The following is a 21,605-nucleotide window of genomic DNA, read 5'->3' as shown; positions in this document are numbered from 1 at the left end:
ATTACTTATTAAGAGAATTAGAAGGAGGAGACTCCATAGGGCTCATAACCGAAAAACCTTTACTACTTAACAATGCTTCTTTAGCAGCTTCTTCCTTATCTACAGCAACCATTTCTGCAACTATTTGCTCAAGACTAGTCAAAGGTTTCCAACCTAATTTCTGATGAGCCTTAGATGCTTCACCTAAAAGAGTAGTAACTTCTGCAGGGCGAAAATAACGTGAATCAATTCGTATCACGACTTGACCATTATCTCCTCGTCTTCCTATCTCATTAATACTTTTACCTTCCCATTCAATAGAGCCCCAACCCAACTCCAGCGCTGTTAATTCAATGAAACGCCTAACGCTTTCTTGACGACCTGTTGCAATAACGAAATCTTCAGGAGTTTCATTTTGAAGCATTAACCACTGCATTTCTACATAATCTCTTGCATGTCCCCAATCTCGAAGCGAATCCAAATTGCCCATATAAAGACATTCATCTAAACCAGCATCAATACGAGCCAATCCCCTAGTTATTTTTCTGGTGACAAAAGTTTCGCCTCTTCTGGGAGATTCATGATTAAAAAGAATTCCATTACATGCATACATTCCATAAGCTTCTCTATAATTAACAGTTATCCAATAGCCATATAACTTGGCTACTGCATAAGGGCTTCGTGGATAAAAAGGAGTAGTTTCCGTTTGGGGTATTTGTTGAACTAAACCATAGAGTTCACTAGTACTTGCCTGATAAATCCTTGTTTTCTTGGACAGTCCTAGCATTCGAACAGCCTCAAGAATTCTCAAAGTCCCTAATCCATCGCAATTAGCGGTATATTCTGCAGCTTCGAAACTTACAGCAACATGACTTTGCGCGCCAAGATTATATATCTCATCTGGCTCAACTTGTTGAATAATACGAATAAGATTTGTACTATCAGTCAGGTCTCCATAATGGAGAATTAAACTTTGATCTGAAACATGTGGATCTTGATAGAGATGGTCAATGCGACTAGTATTGAAGGTACTTGCTCGGCGTTTAATTCCATGAACTACATAACCCTTCTCTAATAGAAGTTCAGCCAAATAACTTCCATCCTGACCAGTTATACCTGTTATCAGTGCTGTCTTTTTCTTCTCAGCCATACAAAAGATACTTAACCAATCTAAATCTATTTAGATCATTCCATAAAAGCATAGCACTACAATGTTTTCTTATATCAAAGACACATTTATTCTATAAAACTAAATAATTTAAAGAAGTCTAAAAGCATAATATGAGAAATTATTTTAAGAGTATGGTTAATTTCTAGCAAAGATTTATTTGCTGTTAATTGATTAACTTGCTCTATTGATTCTAATGCTTTTCGAGGATTAAATATATAGAGTTCAACTACAGCTCTTGCTAAGAATGCATACTCATTTTCTGAATCAATATTAGTTAAATAATCTAATGTTTGATATGCATCAGTAGCTTTCTTCTTCAAAGCCTGAGCTAATGCTAAAGAATAAAGATAATCAATGTTATTAGGATTTTCCTCAAATCGCTGAATTAAAATAGCCTCAGAATTACTAAGATATAATTGGTTAGGATCACTTTGATTGACTTGTCCAACCTTATCAAATAAATCGTCTAAACTACCATTTCGTAGCATTTGTCCCATCTCTAAAAGCAAGTTAACGCGATTATTAAGTAATACTTTGTCTAGTTTATTATTAAAATAGAATGTATTATCGGTATTGATATTATCAATATGACCATCAGATGAGATAAGCCGAATATTAGTTTTTACAGGTAAATTTAAAAGAGATTGTGGTGCTTGTAGCCTATATCTTTCAGATACATTGATGCAAGCTTCTGGATCTACTGTTCTTAAATATAACATTCCTTGACCTATCATATGGTCATAAGTAATTTTTTCTGAGGAAGTTACTAAATCTATAAGTAGTCTTTTGTCCTGAATATTACTAATTTTACCTAGAATACTAATATCTAAACCTGAAGGTAAAGGTTTGATAATTGCCTTTGGAAAAGTGTCTGAACAATTTATTGGTGATACAGTCAAGCTTAAAGGCTGTCTATGCAATAAGAATGCTTCACTTTTATCTGGTAGTGTCCAAGTTCGAATAACTACAAATGCAGAGGAATCTAAAAGTAAGTTAGTTAATTTAGCTTGTCTATTATTACTCATCACACCTTGTTCACCTGTTTTAATTAAAAACCAATCATAATTATATAAATCATCGTCTACATTTTCCAAATTACTAACAATTTGTCTTGCAGAAACTTGTCCCAATTGTCGCTGGCCTTCCGCTTCTAAATTAAATGCATTGAGGTATTTTGAATCAGGAAGTACTGCTAATGTAGAAGACACATTTGGACTTTCAGTTACTATAGTTTTAATAATATCTTCTATAGGCCATTTATCCTGAGAGTTGGGCTTATTTACTGGGAAAGCAGATAGATTAAACCCGAAACCAAATTGATTCCATATTATTGTAAAAAATAATATTAAAACTAAAAATACTTTTGAAAACTTATTAAAAACCCTTTTAGAATAGTTTGATGAGATTATAATTCCTAAAGCTATTGCAAACTGAGGTAAAAGAGGAAGAATAAATCGATAGTCCTTTGTTGTCATTAAGGTACATATCAGCAAGCCTCCCAGAGGAAAGCTTATAAACCATATAGAATGTTGAGAAGAGAATTTATTAAAGATAACATTATTAGATCTCCTCTTAAATGAAAATATTAGTAAAATAATAATAGATGTAATGAAGCATACACCTATCATTTTCGGAAGAAGTAATGGATAAAAAAGTAAACCTTCTAAAGTATTGGCTTCTAAGCCTTCTTGGTAAGAGATACCCCATTGTCTAGCTCGATTTAGACTAGTAAGTATTGTTAACCAATTTATAGAAAACCAAGGAGAGAATATAAATATAAAAGAAATAAATACAATAAAAGAGTTTATTAAGGGGATGAAATTTCGGTTAAAGAAAGAAAAGAAAGCTTTAAATAAAGTAATTATGATAGGTAAAATCAGAAAAATAATTCCAGTAGGTCTAACAAGCGCTGTACAACCTAATAACAAGCCAGTCAATATTGAAAAAGCTACATTCAACTTGTGCTTTCTAAAATACCAATAGCTGAAGCAAAGCCAGGTGCAGGTAAGTATTGAAGTCAGACTAAAGTCAATTAAGAAGTCAGTTCTTTGAACTACTAATGCTGGCGAAAAAGAACAAATAAAAGCTGACCACAAGCCAGCCTCTCTCGAATATATAATACGTCCTAAATAATAAGTTGAGAATAAAAGAATTGCATTAAAAAGACAATTAGACAGTATTGCTGCTTTATAAGTTGAGCCAAAAGTTAAAAAGAATGGAGAAGATATTAAATAAGTTAATGGTCCTCGATAATTATCTGTGACCGATAAAATCTGGTACCACCAATTAAAACTAAATAATTGAAATTCCCTTAATATATAAGACATCTTATATAGATTCGTCAAATGGAATGATTGATCCCATGCCGGTGGTATATTATGATTAGATATCCAAATAGAGTCCATTATTAATCCTAAGACCCACAAAGAAAATAATATTAAATAATCACTCTTAAAGATTTTAATTCGATTCAAATTGGCTTTTATTAAGTACATAAATTTTAAAAAATTATAACTATTTTGAAAAACGGATATCCTTCTGAAAAGAATAGGAGAACAATCCTAAAATAAATGGTATAAACAATGTATAAATACGTATAAAGATTGTTGCAGCAACCGCCTCAACGCGACCAGAGCCATATGCTAAAGCCATTGCTATTCCTGTAGATTCAGCTGTAATTAAGCCCGCTGGTAGGAATGAGATAACTCCTCCCATTCCCATTACGGTTCTTATAAGTGCCGAATGTTTAAAAGCAATTTCGACATTGAGAAAAGAAAATACTCGATACAGTAAGTATGCTTCTATCAGCCATGCAACTAGGCTTAACAAAACCGACAAAGCCAATGGATAAGGGAGACATAAGGTATTAACTTTATCAACTAAAAGGGAAGCATTTTTAAATATCTTTCTCTGTAGAAATTTCGAATTATAAAAATGTAAGTTTTTCGAAAAAATCGTAAGTTTTTTTATAATTTTAAAGTGATGAAAAAAATAAGAGCATGTAATTGTAAAAAATAACAATATAGGTATAGAGAAAAAATTAGTGAAATATAGAGACCATATTATTATTATTAATGCACTAATTAATTCACCAATTCTCTCTACGAATGTACAACTTATACCAAGGCTAACTGGCAAATTAAATCTACTTTTCAACCAAAGCCCCCTAATAGCCTCTCCAGATCTTGCAGGAGCAGCGATTAAAGATAATCCAGGTAAATAAATGCTAAAAGATTCAAAATAATTGATATTGCATTGCAAATATCGAAGAAAGAAATGCCATCGTAATGACAAAATTAAATGAACAGATAAAGGTGAAATTAATGAGAAAAGCCAAAAACTATGAGGCAGGTATGAAATAGAATTTTTGAGATCTGATACCCCTAGATAAAGAGCTAAAAGTGTATATGCAAAAAGTCCTATTACAAATAATTTTATCCAATTTATATTTTGCATTTAAGGAATGAATCTTAATTTTTTAGCTGCTATAAAACACATTTTTGCTAGCACCAAACCCTCTTTAAAATGAGATATATTTGAACTACCATAAATTCGTTCCTGGTATCTTACAGGTACTTCAACTATTTTTAAATTAAGCTTACTGGCTCCAAATAATAAATCAAAATCTCCAAAGGGGTCAAAATCACCAAAATAGCTTCTTCCATCTTTTAACCTCTGATAATCCTTCTTCCATAAAACTTTTGTTCCACAAAGAGTATCTTTAAACCTTTGTCTTAATAACCAAGAAAATACAGCAGCAAAAAAACGATTAGCCAAAGTATTTAATAAAGGCATAGCTAAATTTGTCCTTGGATACACAAGTCGGCATCCATTTACAAATTCACCATTACCTTCCAATAAAGTTCTTACAAATACAGGCAGATCTTCTGGCCTAACAGTTAAATCAGCATCTAAAATCATTAAAATATCACCCTTAGCCTTTTCAAAGGCTAACCAAACAGCATCTGCCTTTCCTTTGCCTGTTTGCCTATATTTTTCTATAGCTAAAGGGCCTTCATAATCTGCACAGACTCTATTGATCTCTTCCCAAGTATCGTCATTTGAATGTCCTTCAACAAATATTACTTCTGTTGGTAAACCAAAGTCTGGCATTCTTTTAATAGCAGAAGAAATATTTCCTGACTCATTTCTTGCTGGTATCACAATGCTAATACTGGCTTCTTTATGTTCTTTAGGTCTGCGTCTTGCAATCATCCAGTGTGTTAAATCAAAATTCTCTAATAGTGGCAATTGGCTGAGCCATCTGTTTGCAAAAGAAGAAATCACGGGAATATTTCTGGGTACTAAACACCTATGACCATGCTTTAAAACCTCCCATCCAGAAATATCTAACAGATTAGAAATATCACCTGGAGTCAACCAACTCTCAGGGGGTTGAGGTTCTCTTTGTCCAACTTTCTCGGACAACTTCAATAATGGTTGCCATAGCCAATTATGAAAACTTATAACTAATCTTGTTTGACAATGACTAAATTCCTCAAGTTTAACAAATAGTGCTTGAACATCATTAATGGTATTTAATGTATTATTGATAATAATGATATCAAATGGTTCTGAAGTATTAAAATTAGTTTGAGTAATTCCTTCAGCATCTAAGTTATAAATATGAAGATGCTTATGCCGTTCTCTAGCGATATTTGCAGTTTCAAGATCAATCTCGATGCCAACACCATAACTAGGTTTTAGAGAAGAAAGCAAGTCTCCAACTCCACACCCTAATTCGAGTATTCTTTGTCCTTCAGGAATAAGTACTTGATGGATTTTTTCGAGATCTTGGTAATATGTTTTATTGAGGTTTCTATAGTGAAGTTTATTGTGGGTGCTTTCCATGAAGAACTATATATCTAGATAGTTAACTATGATACTAATACAAAAAGATTCTATGTTCAAAGAGGTCATCGATTAAAGTTACTTTTTTGAGTAGAAAATAAGTGTCCAAGGGTCGAAGATAGGATCATCTTTTATGACATCATAGGAGTTTATAGGTAATTGTTTAATTTTTGAATCTTCAATCCAAGCATATTCTCCTTCTCTCAGTGATAAAGGGTTTAATTTAATATTACCTGAATTTTTTGAATAAAGGCCTAAGCGAACGACCTGAGAAAAGGATTGTGAGCTTAGCTGATAATCAGGGAAGATAAAATTGACATAATTATTTTCTAATTTATGCGAAATATCATTAGTAAAATATGCTTTCCTAAAATTGGGGTTTCGATCTGTAAAAAGTCCATTCTGAGTGGCTAAAATGAAGGATAGATATGGCCCTGCAAATAATGCTAGTAAAAGAGTTGATTTACTCCGAGCAAAATAAACTGAAGTTAAAGAAAATCCAGTAAGAAGGAGTATTGTTACCAGTAATTCTTGTGGGAAGTTTGAAGATATATCTGTAAATTTAAAAGTTAAGTTTATAAATCCTATTAAGAGTATTAGAGATCCAATAAGTGAGATTATAAACAAGCAGCTTCTACTAAGTTGAGTATCATTGTGTAAAATATCCTTAATAGCTATTGTTGCATTTATTGCAATGAATGGAGTTAACTGCAATCCATAATATGGGGTTTTAGTATTAAATAAGCTTAATAATACAAACAACATGAATGGATAGCCGATAATCAGCAATTTCTTGTTAATTGAAAAGGATTGAAAGCTTCTTATAATTCCTAGTAGTGCGAGTATACACCAAGGAAATGTATTTATAGGGAGATTCCAAAAATAATAGATAGGGGATCTACTATAACTACTCGTAGTAGACAAATCTAAAAGCTTTGTATATAAAAGTGATACATTTTCAGTGCCATATACTTTTAAACTTAATGCTATCCATATACAAAATGGTAAGAAACCGATAATTAATCCAATATAAAAATACTTTGATAAGAATATATCCTTAGAATTGGAGAATAAAAAAGGTATTATTGCAATAATTGGAAGAAAAATCATAAAGCTCTTTAGCATAAAAGCAATTCCAATACTTATACCTGAAAAGAAAAACCATTTACTCTTGTAGGATTTTGAAGCTTTTAAAATCGAATATATTCCAAATAATTCCACAGCCAACAAAGGCATATCTTGAGTTGCCAAATGTAGATTATCTATCCACAAATAACTAAGGGAAAGTACTAAAGGAGATAACCAAGAAAAACTTTTACCTATAAGAAAGCAAGAAATTTTATAGGTTAGAAAAAGGGAAATAATACCAGATATTATTGATGGCAAATGAGCTACGAAAATAGATTGTCCAAAAATTTTCTGAAAACCAGCAATTAGCCATTGGACCCCTATTGTCCTATCATAAGTAGGAACTGACCACCACATAGGCGCTAGCCAATTACCTGTATCTAAAATCCATTTAGACTGAAGAGCATAATATCCCTCATCTTGTGCGACAAAACTTCTTGGACCAAAAGTAAATATTAAAGGTATATATAAATATATTTCTTTTAAAAAATTTATAGATCCTAGTAAACTAGCTAGTTTGAAATGATTAGGTCTGAGATTGCGAAACATATGTAGATCATATCTACGATTATATTATAGAGTAACCTAATATAAGGTTTCTCATTTTATATGTGTGGTATTGCAGGACTGATTTGCAAAGATAGACAAATATTAGCACTAGATGAAATAGGTTCGAAAATGAATACTTCCCTGCTAAATAGAGGACCTGATGATAGTGGAATTTGGATAGACAATGACATAGGAATACTGCTTAGTCATACGAGGTTGTCTGTTAATGATTTATCAAAAGCTGGACATCAGCCCATGTTATCTAGTTCTAACAGATTTGTTTTAACATTTAATGGTGAAATATATAATCACTGGGATTTAAGGCAAGAATTGGAAATAACTCAAGGTTCACAAAATTGGAAAAGTCATTCTGATACCGAAACATTAATACAGGCAATTGAGTGCTGGGGAGTATATAAAACATTAACAAAATTAATAGGAATGTTTGCCTTTGGAATATTTGATAGAAAAGAAAATAAATTTTATTTAGCAAGAGATAGATTCGGAGAAAAACCAATTTACTGGGGCATTACTGGTGTAGGTACTAGAAAAGTCTTGATATTTGGATCAGATTTGAAAGCCTTAAAATCATATCCTGAATTTAATAATACTATTAACAGAGAGTCTATGGGCTTATTTATTAACTATAATTATGTACCAGATCCCCATAGCATTTATGAAAATATTTGGAAATTAGAGGCTGGAAAGATTCTAGAAATTGATGTTACTGATGACGATTATAGCAAGATTTATCCGATGTCATGGTGGCAACTAGAAGATACGATAAAAAACGTAGATGGTAGAGAGATAGAGAACGAATCTGAAGCAATTAATTTATTAAAGCAAGAATTAATTAAATCAGTAAAATCTCAATCAAAAGCTGATGTGAAAATAACTTCCTTTCTATCTGGAGGAATAGACTCCTCCTTAGTATCAGCATTATTACAAGAAACATCAAATTCCCAAATCAATACTTTTACAATAGGTTTCGAAAATAAAAGGTTTGACGAAGCTACTTATGCTCGAAGAATTTCAAACTATTTAGGCTCAAATCATTCAGAGTTAATATTTACCAATGAAGATGCTCTGAATATTGTGCCAAAAATCAATGAATACTATTCAGAGCCATTTGCAGATCCTGCTGCAATTCCTACTTTATTACTTTGCAATGCTGCTAAGTCGCAAGGTTACACAGTTGCCTTAAGTGGAGATGGGGCCGACGAATTATTTGGAGGATATAATCGATATACAATGGCACCTAAAATATGGAAGTATTTTGGAATTATTCCAAATTTTATGAAGCCTATGTTAATAAATTCAGTCAATAAATTATCTACCCAAAGTATTGATTTAATAGGTTCAATTTTAAAAATACGTCAATTTAGGGAAAGGTTATATAAAATCACAGATAAAATAAGCTACAGTAATTCATTGGAAGATTTATATTATCGTTTAATTCGTGAATGGAGTGATGTTTCTTCAATAACTGAATACAAATATAATCAACCTTTTACACCTATTAGTAATGAACGATTAAATCAATCTATACATGAATTAAAATTAGATCCAGTTACTTTTATGATGGTCATAGACTGTTTATCATATTTGCCAGGAAATAATCAAGTTAAATTAGACAGGGCATCAATGGCTGTTGGTCTGGAAACAAGGTCACCTTTTCTAGACAAAAATGTTGGCGAACTCATCTGGAGGTTACCTATTAATCTGAAAATAAAAAATAATTGTGGAAAATATATTTTAAAGGAAATTCTTGCAGACTATATACCTAAAAAATTATTTGAAAGGCCCAAAGCAGGTTTTGCAACACCTATAAATGAATGGATTAAAGGACCTTTAAGAGAATGGGCAGAAGAAATGTTAAATAGTAATAAAGTGCGGGATGAGGGTTTTCTTAATCCAGAAATTACAACAAAGCTATTAAATGAACACATTCAAGGTGTAAAAGATAATAGTAAAAAATTATGGTCTGCTCTAATTTGGGAATCTTGGATTGATAAAAATATATAGCTCATTAAGCATTGATCAATTCTTGAATATCATGGAGCATACTTTGAGTACGTTTCTTATAAGTATATTGCTTTGCAAGATTCAGTCTTAACTCCAAATCACAGTAAGAAGTGGTTAAAGATGATTTAATTGCTGATTCAAAATGCTTATAATCAACTTCGCATAATATTGCTTCGTTGGAAAATTCTTGAAGACTATCAATAGAAGTAGCAACCACTGGCAAACCAGCAGCAAGGTATTCAAAAAACTTCATTGGGAACATAGAATGTGTATACGGATTTTTTTGTAGTGGCAACCAAGCAAGATCAAAACCAGCACAATAAGAGGGAAGTACTGAATAAGGCCTATACCCAAAAAGATGTATATTTGGCAAGCTATCAATTAAACTTGTATCAGTATTTGCCTCCCCTTCTGAAACAGGTCCAATAAATACAAAATTCCACATTTTATTATTTTTAGCCAACTCATAAATTAATGAAAAGTCAAGTTTATAATTGCTAATGGCTCCTACAAAACCTATGACTGGTGACTTTAAAATCATTAGATCTTCTGGAATATTATTTCTTTTAATATTTAGTGCTTTTGAAAAATGATTATAGTCACAACAATTTGAATAGTATTTAATATTATGAGAATAGGGCTTTAATCTTCTATAAATAGCTGGAGAGGTAACAAAAACATTATTAGCTTTAAGACATAATTTTTTTTCTTCACTTTCTATAATTTCTCTCGGCATATTTGGTTGTTCTTGAATAGCGTCAACAGCATGATAAATTATTTGTGAAAAGTTTTTTATATTTAGAAGCTTTGTTGTTAAAGGGTTATAAGTCCAGAGCCATTCACAACGTAATCTTAAAATTTTTCTAGCGATATAAATACCAAAAAAAAGCATAAATTTATTAATTATTAGAAATATTCCCTTTGAAGAGCCAGGTATCACCAATGGAGACCAGACCCAAATATTCTTATATACATTCCTAGGAGGAGATAAACCTTTGATTAATCTCTTAAATATACGAATCCAATCTTTACTAGTAGCATTGACTGATCTCAATCCTAATGACTCTACATAAAGAATATAATGGCCTTCATCTGCAAGAGAGCAAGCCACATGTTGTTTATTTGTCCATAAAGGATGATCCCAATCAGCTGTAGAAAGCAAAACAATATGTGCCAATAGACTCAATTCTTGGTTATATATATTTTGCCTTATTTTGCACCTATTCATACAAAAATCAATTGCTGTGAAATCTATGCTTATGTTTATATCAAGAGTATTTGGTATGCTTTACATACGATTTCCTGTAGCCAATTAGATTGAAATAGATAATAACTACTACCTAGTATCGCTCAAGAAGAATTTGATTTTGGCATTGTGACAGTTAACACACCAACTAAATCCATAGCATCTCTAACGATTCATAAGAAAAATTTATAAAAAATCTAATGATCAAGAATTGAAATATCTAAACAGGGCCAATGGTTCATTTGACTGTCTAAGACTAGTAAAAATCATTAACGCTTTTTATTGAATCGCCTCAGACTGAAAAAGATTAACTGTTAACGATCCATTGTTCCAGTAAAGGGCTCTTTCCATTACCAAAGATCAGCCTAAAAAGTGGCCTGCTAAAAAGGTTTCAAAGGCTAAGGATGGGTAATTTCAAGGAATGATACGTAGAAGTCAAACATTTAAGTTACTGGTTCGTCTTTTAAAGACACTACCAAAGAAAAGGAAAAGATCACTTCTTTTGCTTTTACCAATTGCTGCGATAACTGGGCTAGTCGATGTCGCTGTAGTAGCACTGGTATCACGCATTTTCACCCTTTTCATAGGAGCCCCAAATAAACCATCAATTCCTTTTAGCCAACTATTTACCGAAGATCCAAAAACTAAAATCATTTTGCTAGTGATTGTCTATATAGCTGTAAATTGGATATCTTCATTGCTCAGACTATTCCTAAGGGCATGTCAAGAAAGACTAACTTATTCAATTTGGCTAGATTTAACTGAAATAGCCCAAAAGAAAATATTATCACAACCATATGAATTTTTTCTAGCAAATAAAACTTCTGAATTATCTACAAAATTACTGCTAAATGTATCAAGAGTTTCTGAAAAATTTGTTCGGCCTATTTTACAAATAGTTAGTGGTTTCTTCATTGTATCATTCATATCAATAGCAATACTTATTTTTGGAAAACTAACAGCTGTGTATTTAATTTTTAGTCTTTTACTTTGCTATACCTTTATATCATATATTGTTACACCATTTATAAGATTTGCTGCTCGACAAAGAATCAAACTAGAAACCGAGACAAATAATGTAATTACAGAATCAATTAAAACAATAATTGATGTTCTGCTAACAAGTTCAGAGCCATACTTTGAAAAAAAATATTCTAAATCTAGAGATAAAGCTTTCCCATTCTTATGGAAAGCTGAAACGCTACCAGAATTCCCTAGGGCTTTAATTGAGCCATTTGGAATCACTCTTATTTTCAGTATTGGATTGTTTCCACTTCTGAGTAAGAATAGTGGATCTGATATTAGTGAAATAGTGCCTTTTGTAGCAACCATTGCTGTGGCTTCTCTAAAGTTAACTCCACCGTTACAAGATCTATTTCGAGGCTTTACTGATTTGAGAAGTGGAGTACCTGATCTTCAAGAAATATTAAAATTAGTAGAACTGCAATCTACTCGATTAACTCTAAGATCAAAAAATGTCCCCTCACCGATTGGTCTATTACCTAAAAAATATATTAGGGTCAATCATCTAAGTTATAGATATCCTAATACGGAAAATTTAGTATTAAATGACATTAATATAAATATACCTGTTGGAGCAAGAATAGCTTTTGTAGGAAAGACAGGTAGTGGTAAAACAACAACTGCAAATCAAATACTTGGGCTTCTAAGACCTTCTTCGGGATCTATACAGTTAGATGGTCTAGATATTACTGAAATAGAAGTTCCTGCATGGCAAGCAAGTTGTTCTTATGTACCACAGTCGATAAATCTTCTCAACACCAATATAATAGAGAATATTGCTTACGGAATAGATTCAGATCAGATAGATGAAGAAAGAGTATGGGACTCATTAAAAGCAGCTCATGTAGATGAATTAGTTTCTGAATTACCTATGGGTTTATATACACAAATAGGAGATAATGGTATCCGACTTTCTGGAGGGCAAAGACAAAGACTTGTTCTCGCTAGAGCCTTTTATAGGAAATCAAAATTATTAGTTCTAGATGAAGCTACTAGCGCATTAGATAATAAAACCGAAGCCAATGTAATGAATGCTATAGACTTAGTTGCAAGAAGATGCACAATAATATTTATCGCTCATAGATTATCAACAGTTCAAAGATGTGATTGCATATATGAATTTGAAGATGGACAAATTAAAGCATTTGGAAATTATGAAAAACTAATTGAATATTCAGAAAGTTTTAGAGATACAATTAATGCCGCAAAAGAAAAAGATAACACTATTTAATTGCTATATATCAAATGATTGTTTTTAGAATATGAATATTACATATTCTGTAAATAAAGGGAAACAATACACTTTTACACCTAATACTTTATCTAAACTTTACCATTAATAATTATAGTCATTTATACCATCTATTTACATGTAAATCCTATGGAATAAGAGCAACCCAAGAGAAAGCAATCCCTATACCTATCCAGATCCCAGCAAACAAATTACGACGATTAACGTCAAACATTTTGATCACTTTTTGAGATCCTGCTGTTACTAATAAAAGTAAGAATCCCTGGGCAAGGAAAAGGCCGGAAAAATAACCTACGAGAGGGGTCGATTCAGCACCAACAATTGTGCTGCCAAGCAAGTAGCCGTGAAACGCAAACATTGGCAAGAGCCAATATTTGCTAAAAATATTCAGAACAATTAAGCCTTCTACTGCCAAAGATAAAGAGACAAGTGCTTCAGCCCAGGGAACTAGTAAATCAGGTAAAGGCTGCAACTGTGCAAAGGCACTTCCTCCTAAGCCAACTGCCAATAGAGGAACAACCCATTTCTTGGTCCTTTTAAGTCCCACAAAGGCTATGCCTAGCATAAAAAGCAAATGATCCGGTCCAAGTAATGGATGTCCTATACCGCTAAACAAAGCCTGCAATGCTGAAAGTCCAGAGCTCTCGCCCATGCCAAAGGGGTGATGAGCCAACGCTAGATCTGCTATAAAACTGAGCAAAAAAAATACTGTGACTAAAACCGTAAAAAAATTCTTACGCACCAAGTTAATAAACCCCATAAATCGATCCTCGTCGAATTGTGCAATAAGGCGGGCATTCTGACTGATATCGAAGAATATCGATACTTCACAGCTGCGGGACAGTAACGGATTTTCACCGCTTTTCCCCGTTACCTCCAATGGCTGATTCCCATTAGAACCTATCTAGTCAATATTCTAATTCCTTCTCATAAGGAAAACCTAGAAGAAAAATTGTTTTCTTCAAAAGTGATCAAAATGTGACCAAAAAAGAAATCTTTCTAATCAATTGATATGAATACTGTTATCAGCAAAGTGGTCTAATCGGCATTAATACACTCATAACAAGAAAAATTCAGTCATATCAATAGATATCAAGGAAGCAATTACTGTTTTATTTAAACTAATGTTAGCTCTAATCGCTTGCAGTGCAATGGATCTTATCTAGGTTGTGTAATCGGCATTAATGTGAATATATTCTGAAGACAAATCGCATCCCCATGCTATAGCTTCAATCTCTGATCTACCAACAACCAAACTAATAATTAGTTTCTCATCACTTGCATTATTCCCTTTTATTATTTCTTTCATATATCTAATAACTAACTTTCGATTAAATTCAACGGGTTGACCATTACTCATGACTTGGAATGAACCAATCCAAATAGAAACCTCATCCAAGGAGAATGGGATGCCTGTACTTCCTGCAGCAGATAAAATTCTGCCCCAATTAGGATCGCATCCATGGATAGCAGTTTTTACTAAACAAGAGCTACAAATCTGTCGAGCAATGATTTGTGCGTGAGCAATCTTTGAAGTGCCTTTTACCTTAACTTCAAACAAGCAATTAGCACCTTCACCATCTCTAACAATTGACTGGGCAAGATAAGTAGAAACTAATTTCAACCCAATTTCCAGCTCATTAAAATGCTGACTATCTAAAATATCTCCCTGTGCAAACGCCAAAAAAGAATCATTAGTACTTGTATCACCATCAACACTTATAGCATTAAAAGAACAATCAACAACACGATCAATCATTGCATCCCAAACATCTTTGGGCAGTCCAGCATCACATGTTAAGAAACCAAGCATTGTTGCCATATTTGGATGGATCATTCCTGAGCCTTTTGCCATTCCTCCAATTCGGATCAATCGATCTCCTAGGTAACCCTCAATAGCAATTTCTTTTTCTATAAGATCAGTTGTCAAAATTGCTTTTGCAGCATCAGACCCACCTTCTTTACTTAAATTCATCACCAGAGGATCTAAACCTTTAAGCAGTTTTTGCATAGGAATTGGCTCACCTATGACACCTGTAGAACAAATCAAGACCTCTTCTTCTAAAAGATCAAGTTTTTCTGCAAGAGCTCTAGTTGCAATCAAACTATCATCTATGCCTCTATTTCCAGTACATGCATTGGCATGGCCAGAATTCACCAATACTGCTCTAACTTTTCCTGCAGTCTTTGATAAACGTTCTAAGCAAAGATTAATACACTTGGCACGAACAAATGATTGTGTAAATGTTCCACTACATTGAGCATTCGGAGATGTCACTAATAAGGCGAGGTCTAATTTCTTTGATGGCTTAAGACCAGCACTTACTCCAGACGCCTTGAATCCAGATGGCGCGGTTATGCCACCTGCAATCAAAGACCATTTAGATGATTGAAAAAAGCTCAAGGCCCCGCCTGAGAAAGTAAACTCTTTATTATCCTGCGCTATTTTCTGAGAGTTTCAAAGGCTAATGCTCTAAAACGTTGGAAAGGCTCCCAGCGTCGTATTGGAATCACAGGCGGTATTGCCAGTGGTAAGACTTCTATTGGGAAATACATAGAAAGTGTAAAAAATACACCAATCCTTGATGCAGATATGTTTTCAAGGGAAGCATTAACAGCAAATCAAACTATAAAAGATACAATTATCAATCGATATGGAAGAACTATTGTAGATAAAGAAAATACTAATAGTAAAACAATCAATAGAGCAGCATTAGGTGAAATTATATTTCACGATAAAAATGAAAGAATATGGCTGGAAAACCTATTACATCCTATTATTGAAAAAAGATTTGAAGAAGAATTAGAAAAACATAAACTATCATCTACAATAGTATTAATTATACCCTTATTATTTGAGGCTAATTTTACATATTTATGTAGTGAGGTATGGCTTATCTACTGTTCACTTGATGAGCAATATGAACGATTAATGAAAAGAGATGGATTAAATAAAGAGCAAGCAAAATATCGAATTGAAGCGCAGTTACCACTTGAAAGTAAAAAAATACTTTCAGATCATATTATAGATAATACTAATAAATTGGATCTTAGTTATCCCCAAGTTGAAGTATTATTATAATAAGATATTATTCACCTTTAAGTTTTTTTGTAAGAATTTGATTGCCAAGTTTAGGATCTGCTTTCCCACTAGTTTTCTTCATTAATTGACCTACAAAAAACCCTTGGAGTTTATTCTTACCCCCACGATAAGATTCAACTTCATTAGGGTAATCAGACAACAATTGATCCACTATTGCTCCAAGGACTTTAGGATCACTAATCATCCCCAAGCCTCTTTCCTCCACAAGTTCCTTAGGAGAACCACCTTTCTCAAGAAGCTCTGGTAATATTTCTTTTGCGATTTTTCCACTGATCTTTCCTTGAGATATTAATAGAAGCATTTCCGCTAATTGTTTAGGCGTAAGCAAAAGATTCTCAAAGCTCTTTTTATTTGCATTTATATGTGCAGCAATATCACCTGTAATCCAATTTGAAGCCAACTTCGGATCAGCACCTTCTAAAACAACAATTTCAAAATATCTAGCCATTTGATAATCATCTGTTAATACACGAGCGTCATAAACTGAAAGACCAAGCTCTTCTGCATATCTATGCCTCTTAGAAGAAGGCAGTTCAGGCAACTCTGATCGCCATTTTTCTTGTAATTCAACACTAACTTCAATTGGACCTAAATCTGGATCTGGAAAGTATCGATAATCACTACTTCCTTCTTTAGATCGCATGCTTTTTGTAAGTTGTTTTGTCTCATCCCAAAGACGTGTTTCTTGATGAACTATGCCTCCACTTTCATATGTACTTATTTGACGTTTAATTTCATATTCACATGCCTTCTGAATAGCAGAAAATGAGTTCATATTTTTAATTTCAACTTTTGTACCAAATGGAGCATTAGGTCCTCTTCTAACAGAGATATTTACGTCACACCTTAAGGAGCCTTCCTGCATATTCCCATCAGATACACCTAAATACCTAACAATCCTTCTAATCTCAGATGCATACTCAGAAGCTTCTCGACCTGAACGTAAATCTGGCTTACTAACAATCTCTGCCAGAGCAACACCTGCGCGATTGTAATCAACTAAAGAATATTTAGAACCTGATAAGCGATCACTACCTGCATGAACTAATTTCCCTGCATCTTCTTCCATATGCAATCTCTCAATCCCTATTTTCTTTAGATAAGTTTCTTTGCCTTTTTCAGCAACTTCTACTTCTATCCAACCCTCTTCCGCAATTGGCTCATCAAATTGAGAGATCTGATAATTTTTAGGAAGATCAGGATAAAAATATTGCTTTCTATCAAACTTACAATGTTTAGCAATTTTTAAATTCAAAGCCATAGAAGCTTTAACAGCAAATTCAAGAACTTTTTTATTTAAAACAGGAAGAGTTCCTGGCAAGCCACAAACAATAGGGTCAATATGGGTATTAGGATCATCGCCAAAACTAGTAGAAGCAGAAGTAAATATCTTGCTATTTGTTCCTAATTGAACATGAGTTTCCAAACCAATTACAGGTTCCCAATCAACTTTCTGTTCAGTCATTGCTTAGTTCAAGATTCCTATATATGCATACTATGGAAAATAAGATCAAATTGGATGGACATCATGGTCTAAAAGGCTCAAAATTAGTCTTAGAACAGCCAAAACAATGGCTCAATCAAATGCAAAACCTTTACTAATACTTGGTGGTGGCTTAATTGGTCTATCTTTGGCTCATTCATTGGCCAAAAAAGGTAGATCTGTAGAAGTATTAAGCCGCAATAGAAATGAAGCAGCAGGGTTCGTAGCAGCAGGGATGTTAGCTCCACATGCAGAAGGACTAAATGGTCAGCTTCTACAACTTGGTCTAGAAAGTCTTAATGGAATTTCTAACTGGGTGAAAACAATAGAAACTGATAGTGGGATGAGTTGTGGGCTGAGGCAATGTGGAATAGTAGTCCCCTTTGTAAATAGTGAAGATAGAAACAACTACTCCACTGCTTCCTTAGGCATACATCTAAATCACAAAGAATTAAAAAAAGAAATTCCAGGAATTGCTTCTAAGTGGAAAGCTGGTCTCTTATTCAAACAAGATGGGCAAATAGATAATAGGCGAAAATTAATGCGTGCCCTTGAAAAAGCTTGTGTGGAATTGGGAGTGAGATTTCAAGAAGGTATTGAAGTAATCAGGCTAATTAAAGACAAAAATGTCTTCGAAGGAGTATTAATCAAAACAGCTGAAGGGAAAAATAAAAAAATATCAGCCAAACAAGCCGTGTTGTGTAGCGGAGCATGGAGTAGTCAACTTCTCAATGAAATCCCTATATATCCTTTAAAAGGCCAAATGTTCTCAATCCAAGGACCCAAATATGCCCTCAAACGTATCTTATTTGGACCAGGAATTTATTTGGTTCCACGCGAAGATGGACTAATAGTTGTTGGGGCAACAAGTGAAAAGGATGCAGGTTTTACTGAAGGTTTAACCCCCAATGGACAAATTGAATTACAAGAAGGGGTCAATGCATTACTCCCGATAGCAAGATCATGGCCACACATGGAAAGATGGTGGGGTTTTCGTCCTTGCACACCAGATGAAGCTCCAATACTTGGCAAGTCTTCTTTAAAAGGACTATGGATAGCAACTGGTCACCATAGGAATGGAGTTCTTTTGGCAACTATTACATCCCAATTGATCACAAAAAGTATTTGCAACGAAGAATTAACTAAAAAAGAACATGATCTGTTAATGGCCTTCCAATGGAATCGTTTTAAAACTAATTGAACTTAAATAAGTTCAATTAAAGCTTATTTACTTTTACACGCTTTACTCAACTCTCCATTTTTGATCAGAAGGATTCCAATTATTTAATTCAGAAGAATTAAACCACAAATCAATCTCAAAAGATGCAGTCTCAGGGCCATCAGATCCATGAATTACATTTCGACCAATATTTATCCCCAAATCACCCCTAATAGTGCCTGGTTCAGCTTCTAAAGGTTTTGTTGCACCTATTAATTTCCTTGCACTTAGTATTACACCATCACCTTCCCAAACCATTGCAACAACAGGGCCACTTGTAATGAAACCAACGAGACCAGTAAAAAAAGGTCGTTCTTTATGCACTCCATAATGCTTTTCGGCCAATTCCTTACTGGGAATCAATTGTTTCAGTCCGACCAACTTAAATCCCTTGCGTTCAAAACGTCCCAAGATTTCACCCACAAGTCCCCTCTGAACACCATCGGGCTTGATAGCAAGAAAAGTCCTTTCAACACTCATAAAACCAAATAAATTAAGAATGGAGATATCGTCTTCTGGAATGTACCCTCTTGGCAAGGAAAACCATAGGATTACATAAAACTTTTCGTAGATTCTTTTTAAAGATCTAAAATCTTCCGAATTTCAATGCTTGTTGCTCTTACCAAAACTTGACGAAATCAAAACCCGCTACAAAAAAAAACGAATGGACTGTAAAAGACAGTTGCTCCCTTTATGGTCTTGACCTTTGGGGAGAAGAATACTTTTCAATCAACGATTCTGGAAATGTCACCGTTAGTCCACAAGGTAAAGAGGGAAATAGTCTAGAGCTCACTCATCTTTTAGAAGAATTAAAAGGGCGGAACCTAAATACTCCCCTATTACTACGATTCGACGATATTCTAGAAGACAGGTTAAAGAAACTGCATCAAGCTTTTGAAAATGCTATCAATCAATACGGCTACAACAATGATTACCAAGGTGTTTTCCCAATCAAATGTAATCAACAACGACATGTTGTCGAAGAAATAGTAACCATTGGAAGAAAATGGCACTTTGGGTTAGAAGCCGGAAGCAAGGCAGAACTACTAATAGCACTTGCTTTAGTCAATGACCCTAAAGCTTTTCTAATCTGCAATGGCTACAAAGACAACCGGTATATAGAAACAACAATTCTTGCACGTCAACTTGGTAGGCAACCAATTGTAGTTATTGAGCAATCTGATGAGGTTGGACGCATTATCAAAGCAAGTCAAAAGCTTGGTGCTGCTCCACTGATTGGAATAAGAGCAAAACTCTCGAATCAAAGTAGTGGTAGATGGGGAAATTCAGTTGGAGAGAAATCTAAATTCGGACTTTCTATACCAGAAATATTAAAAGCAGTTCAAGAATTAACTGCTGCTGGACTCCTAAATGAATTAATTCTGCTCCATTTTCATGTGGGCAGTCAAATTAACGATATTGCTATTCTCAAGAATGCTTTACAAGAAGCAAGTCAAATTTATGTTGAATTAAATCGTCTAGGTGCACCAATGGGCCATCTAGATGTAGGAGGAGGATTAGGTGTTGATTATGACGGTAGTCGCACAGCTACAAGTGCTTCGACAAACTACTCATTACAAAATTATGCAAATGATGTTGTGGCTACAATTCAAGAATGTTGCAAAGCAAAGAAAGTCAAGGTACCTAAATTAATTAGTGAAAGTGGGCGCTTTCTCTCAAGTCATTTTTCTATATTAATATTTAACGTCTTAGGTACATCATCAGTACCTACTCAAATTGCAATAGAAACAAGCAACGAATGCCTCAGTGTAAAAAATCTTCGAGAAACATTGATGATTCTTCATCAGATTTGTGAAGAGAAAAAAATTGATGTCTCCAAACTTCAAGAAGCTTGGAATGACGCACTAAAGTTTAAAGAAGATGCACTGAATGCATTTCGTCTAGGGTTTATAGATTTAACTGAGCGTGCCACTGCTGAGCAACTGACCTGGGCATGCGCCAAACAAATAGCTGCCCATTTACCAAATGATCTTAAGATTCCCAAAGAACTTCTTGCAATTAATAAAGGACTGACTGAGACATATTACGCAAACATATCAATCTTTCGTTCAGCACCAGATACTTGGGCAATCCAACAATTATTCCCGCTCCTCCCAATTCATCGTCTTCAAGAAAAACCAGATCAACTTGGTCATTTTGCAGATCTCACATGTGACTCTGATGGCAAACTTGCACGCTTTATAAATAATGGGCAAGAAAAATTTTTACTAGAACTGCACACAGTAAAAGCTAATGAAAATTATTGGATAGGTATGTTTTTAGGCGGTGCTTATCAAGAGGTCATGGGCAATCTTCATAATTTATTTGGAAGTACCAATGCCATACACATTCGTTTAACTAAAAATGGAAAATATAAGCTTGATCATGTAGTTAGAGGAAATAGCAAAAGCGATGTTCTGCAAGCCATGGAGCATGACTCTGAACAATTATTAGAAAGGATAAGAATGGCAAGCGAATCAGCAATTCAACAAGGGAGTTTAAAGATTAACGATGCGCAACGTTTGATAGAGCATGTCGAAACAAGCCTTAGACAAAGTACGTACTTACAAGAGTAA

15 protein-coding genes and 1 riboswitch are annotated in these 21,605 nt (G+C 33.8%); of the genes, 5 read left to right on the top strand and 10 right to left on the bottom strand.

What is annotated here, in order from left to right:
• Position 1: 1 nt before the first annotated feature.
• The 5 genes from gmd to PRO_RS00300 all read right to left on the bottom strand — a co-directional run bounded on the left by gmd (position 2) and on the right by PRO_RS00300 (position 7,678).
• A complete protein-coding gene (gene gmd, locus PRO_RS00320) occupies positions 2 to 1,129 on the bottom strand; it encodes a GDP-mannose 4,6-dehydratase (protein WP_011124218.1) in 1,128 nt (375 codons plus the stop codon).
• 86 nt (positions 1,130 to 1,215) lie between these two features.
• The gene (locus PRO_RS00315; protein WP_036892072.1) at positions 1,216 to 3,477 is read right to left on the bottom strand and encodes a tetratricopeptide repeat protein; all 2,262 of its coding nucleotides are present in this window, start codon (positions 3,475 to 3,477) and stop codon (positions 1,216 to 1,218) included.
• Between the two features lie 187 nt (positions 3,478 to 3,664).
• A complete protein-coding gene (locus PRO_RS00310) occupies positions 3,665 to 4,606 on the bottom strand; it encodes a lysylphosphatidylglycerol synthase transmembrane domain-containing protein (RefSeq protein WP_011124216.1) in 942 nt (313 codons plus the stop codon).
• A complete protein-coding gene (locus PRO_RS00305; protein WP_011124215.1) occupies positions 4,607 to 6,001 on the bottom strand; it encodes a glycosyltransferase in 1,395 nt (464 codons plus the stop codon). It lies immediately after the preceding gene.
• Between the two features lie 78 nt (positions 6,002 to 6,079).
• A complete protein-coding gene (locus PRO_RS00300; protein ID WP_011124214.1) occupies positions 6,080 to 7,678 on the bottom strand; it encodes an ArnT family glycosyltransferase in 1,599 nt (532 codons plus the stop codon).
• A 60-nt stretch (positions 7,679 to 7,738) separates the two neighbouring features.
• On the opposite strand from PRO_RS00300, the gene asnB reads away from it, so the two are divergent.
• A complete protein-coding gene (gene asnB / locus PRO_RS00295) occupies positions 7,739 to 9,703 on the top strand; it encodes an asparagine synthase (glutamine-hydrolyzing) (RefSeq protein WP_011124213.1) in 1,965 nt (654 codons plus the stop codon).
• 4 nt (positions 9,704 to 9,707) lie between these two features.
• Here the strand turns inward: asnB and PRO_RS00290 are convergent, their stop codons facing one another.
• Positions 9,708 to 10,931: a glycosyltransferase family 1 protein gene (locus tag PRO_RS00290; protein WP_011124212.1), complete on the bottom strand. Its 1,224-nt coding sequence runs from the start codon at positions 10,929 to 10,931 to the stop codon at positions 9,708 to 9,710.
• A 439-nt stretch (positions 10,932 to 11,370) separates the two neighbouring features.
• On the opposite strand from PRO_RS00290, the gene PRO_RS00285 reads away from it, so the two are divergent.
• Positions 11,371 to 13,203 (top strand): ABC transporter ATP-binding protein, encoded by a 1,833-nt coding sequence (locus PRO_RS00285; protein ID WP_011124211.1) that lies wholly within the window; start codon positions 11,371 to 11,373, stop codon positions 13,201 to 13,203.
• Between the two features lie 148 nt (positions 13,204 to 13,351).
• Here PRO_RS00285 and PRO_RS00280 read toward each other — a convergent pair whose 3' ends face one another.
• Both PRO_RS00280 and argJ read right to left on the bottom strand, forming a co-directional pair.
• Positions 13,352 to 13,984 carry a HupE/UreJ family protein gene (locus PRO_RS00280; protein WP_011124210.1) on the bottom strand — a complete coding sequence of 211 codons (633 nt, stop codon included), beginning with the start codon at positions 13,982 to 13,984 and terminating at the stop codon, positions 13,352 to 13,354.
• A gap of 12 nt (positions 13,985 to 13,996) precedes the next feature.
• A riboswitch (cobalamin riboswitch) is annotated at positions 13,997 to 14,143 on the bottom strand.
• Positions 14,144 to 14,386: 243 nt separating this feature from the next.
• Positions 14,387 to 15,670, bottom strand: coding sequence for a bifunctional glutamate N-acetyltransferase/amino-acid acetyltransferase ArgJ (gene argJ, locus PRO_RS00275; RefSeq protein WP_413315661.1), 1,284 nt, complete (start codon positions 15,668 to 15,670; stop codon positions 14,387 to 14,389).
• A gap of 57 nt (positions 15,671 to 15,727) precedes the next feature.
• On the opposite strand from argJ, the gene coaE reads away from it, so the two are divergent.
• Positions 15,728 to 16,306 (top strand): dephospho-CoA kinase, encoded by a 579-nt coding sequence (gene coaE, locus PRO_RS00270; protein WP_225866428.1) that lies wholly within the window; start codon positions 15,728 to 15,730, stop codon positions 16,304 to 16,306.
• 7 nt (positions 16,307 to 16,313) lie between these two features.
• On the opposite strand, the gene gatB is transcribed toward coaE, so the two are convergent.
• A complete protein-coding gene (gene gatB, locus PRO_RS00265; RefSeq protein WP_011124207.1) occupies positions 16,314 to 17,792 on the bottom strand; it encodes an Asp-tRNA(Asn)/Glu-tRNA(Gln) amidotransferase subunit GatB in 1,479 nt (492 codons plus the stop codon).
• Between the two features lie 106 nt (positions 17,793 to 17,898).
• Between gatB and thiO the strand changes: the two genes are divergently transcribed.
• Positions 17,899 to 19,011 (top strand): glycine oxidase ThiO, encoded by a 1,113-nt coding sequence (gene thiO, locus PRO_RS00260; protein ID WP_011124206.1) that lies wholly within the window; start codon positions 17,899 to 17,901, stop codon positions 19,009 to 19,011.
• A gap of 42 nt (positions 19,012 to 19,053) precedes the next feature.
• Here the strand turns inward: thiO and ndk are convergent, their stop codons facing one another.
• Complete coding sequence (gene ndk, locus PRO_RS00255) at positions 19,054 to 19,509, bottom strand: nucleoside-diphosphate kinase (protein WP_036892097.1); 456 nt, start codon at positions 19,507 to 19,509, stop codon at positions 19,054 to 19,056.
• A 149-nt stretch (positions 19,510 to 19,658) separates the two neighbouring features.
• Between ndk and speA the strand changes: the two genes are divergently transcribed.
• Positions 19,659 to 21,605, top strand: a complete 1,947-nt coding sequence (speA, locus tag PRO_RS00250; protein WP_011124204.1) for a biosynthetic arginine decarboxylase — start codon at positions 19,659 to 19,661, stop codon at positions 21,603 to 21,605.

Source organism: Prochlorococcus marinus subsp. marinus str. CCMP1375, from assembly GCF_000007925.1.
Classification (GTDB): domain Bacteria; phylum Cyanobacteriota; class Cyanobacteriia; order PCC-6307; family Cyanobiaceae; genus Prochlorococcus_E; species Prochlorococcus_E marinus.
Note: the sequence above shows the minus strand (reverse complement) of the source record. Positions and strands in the feature narration are given on the sequence as shown.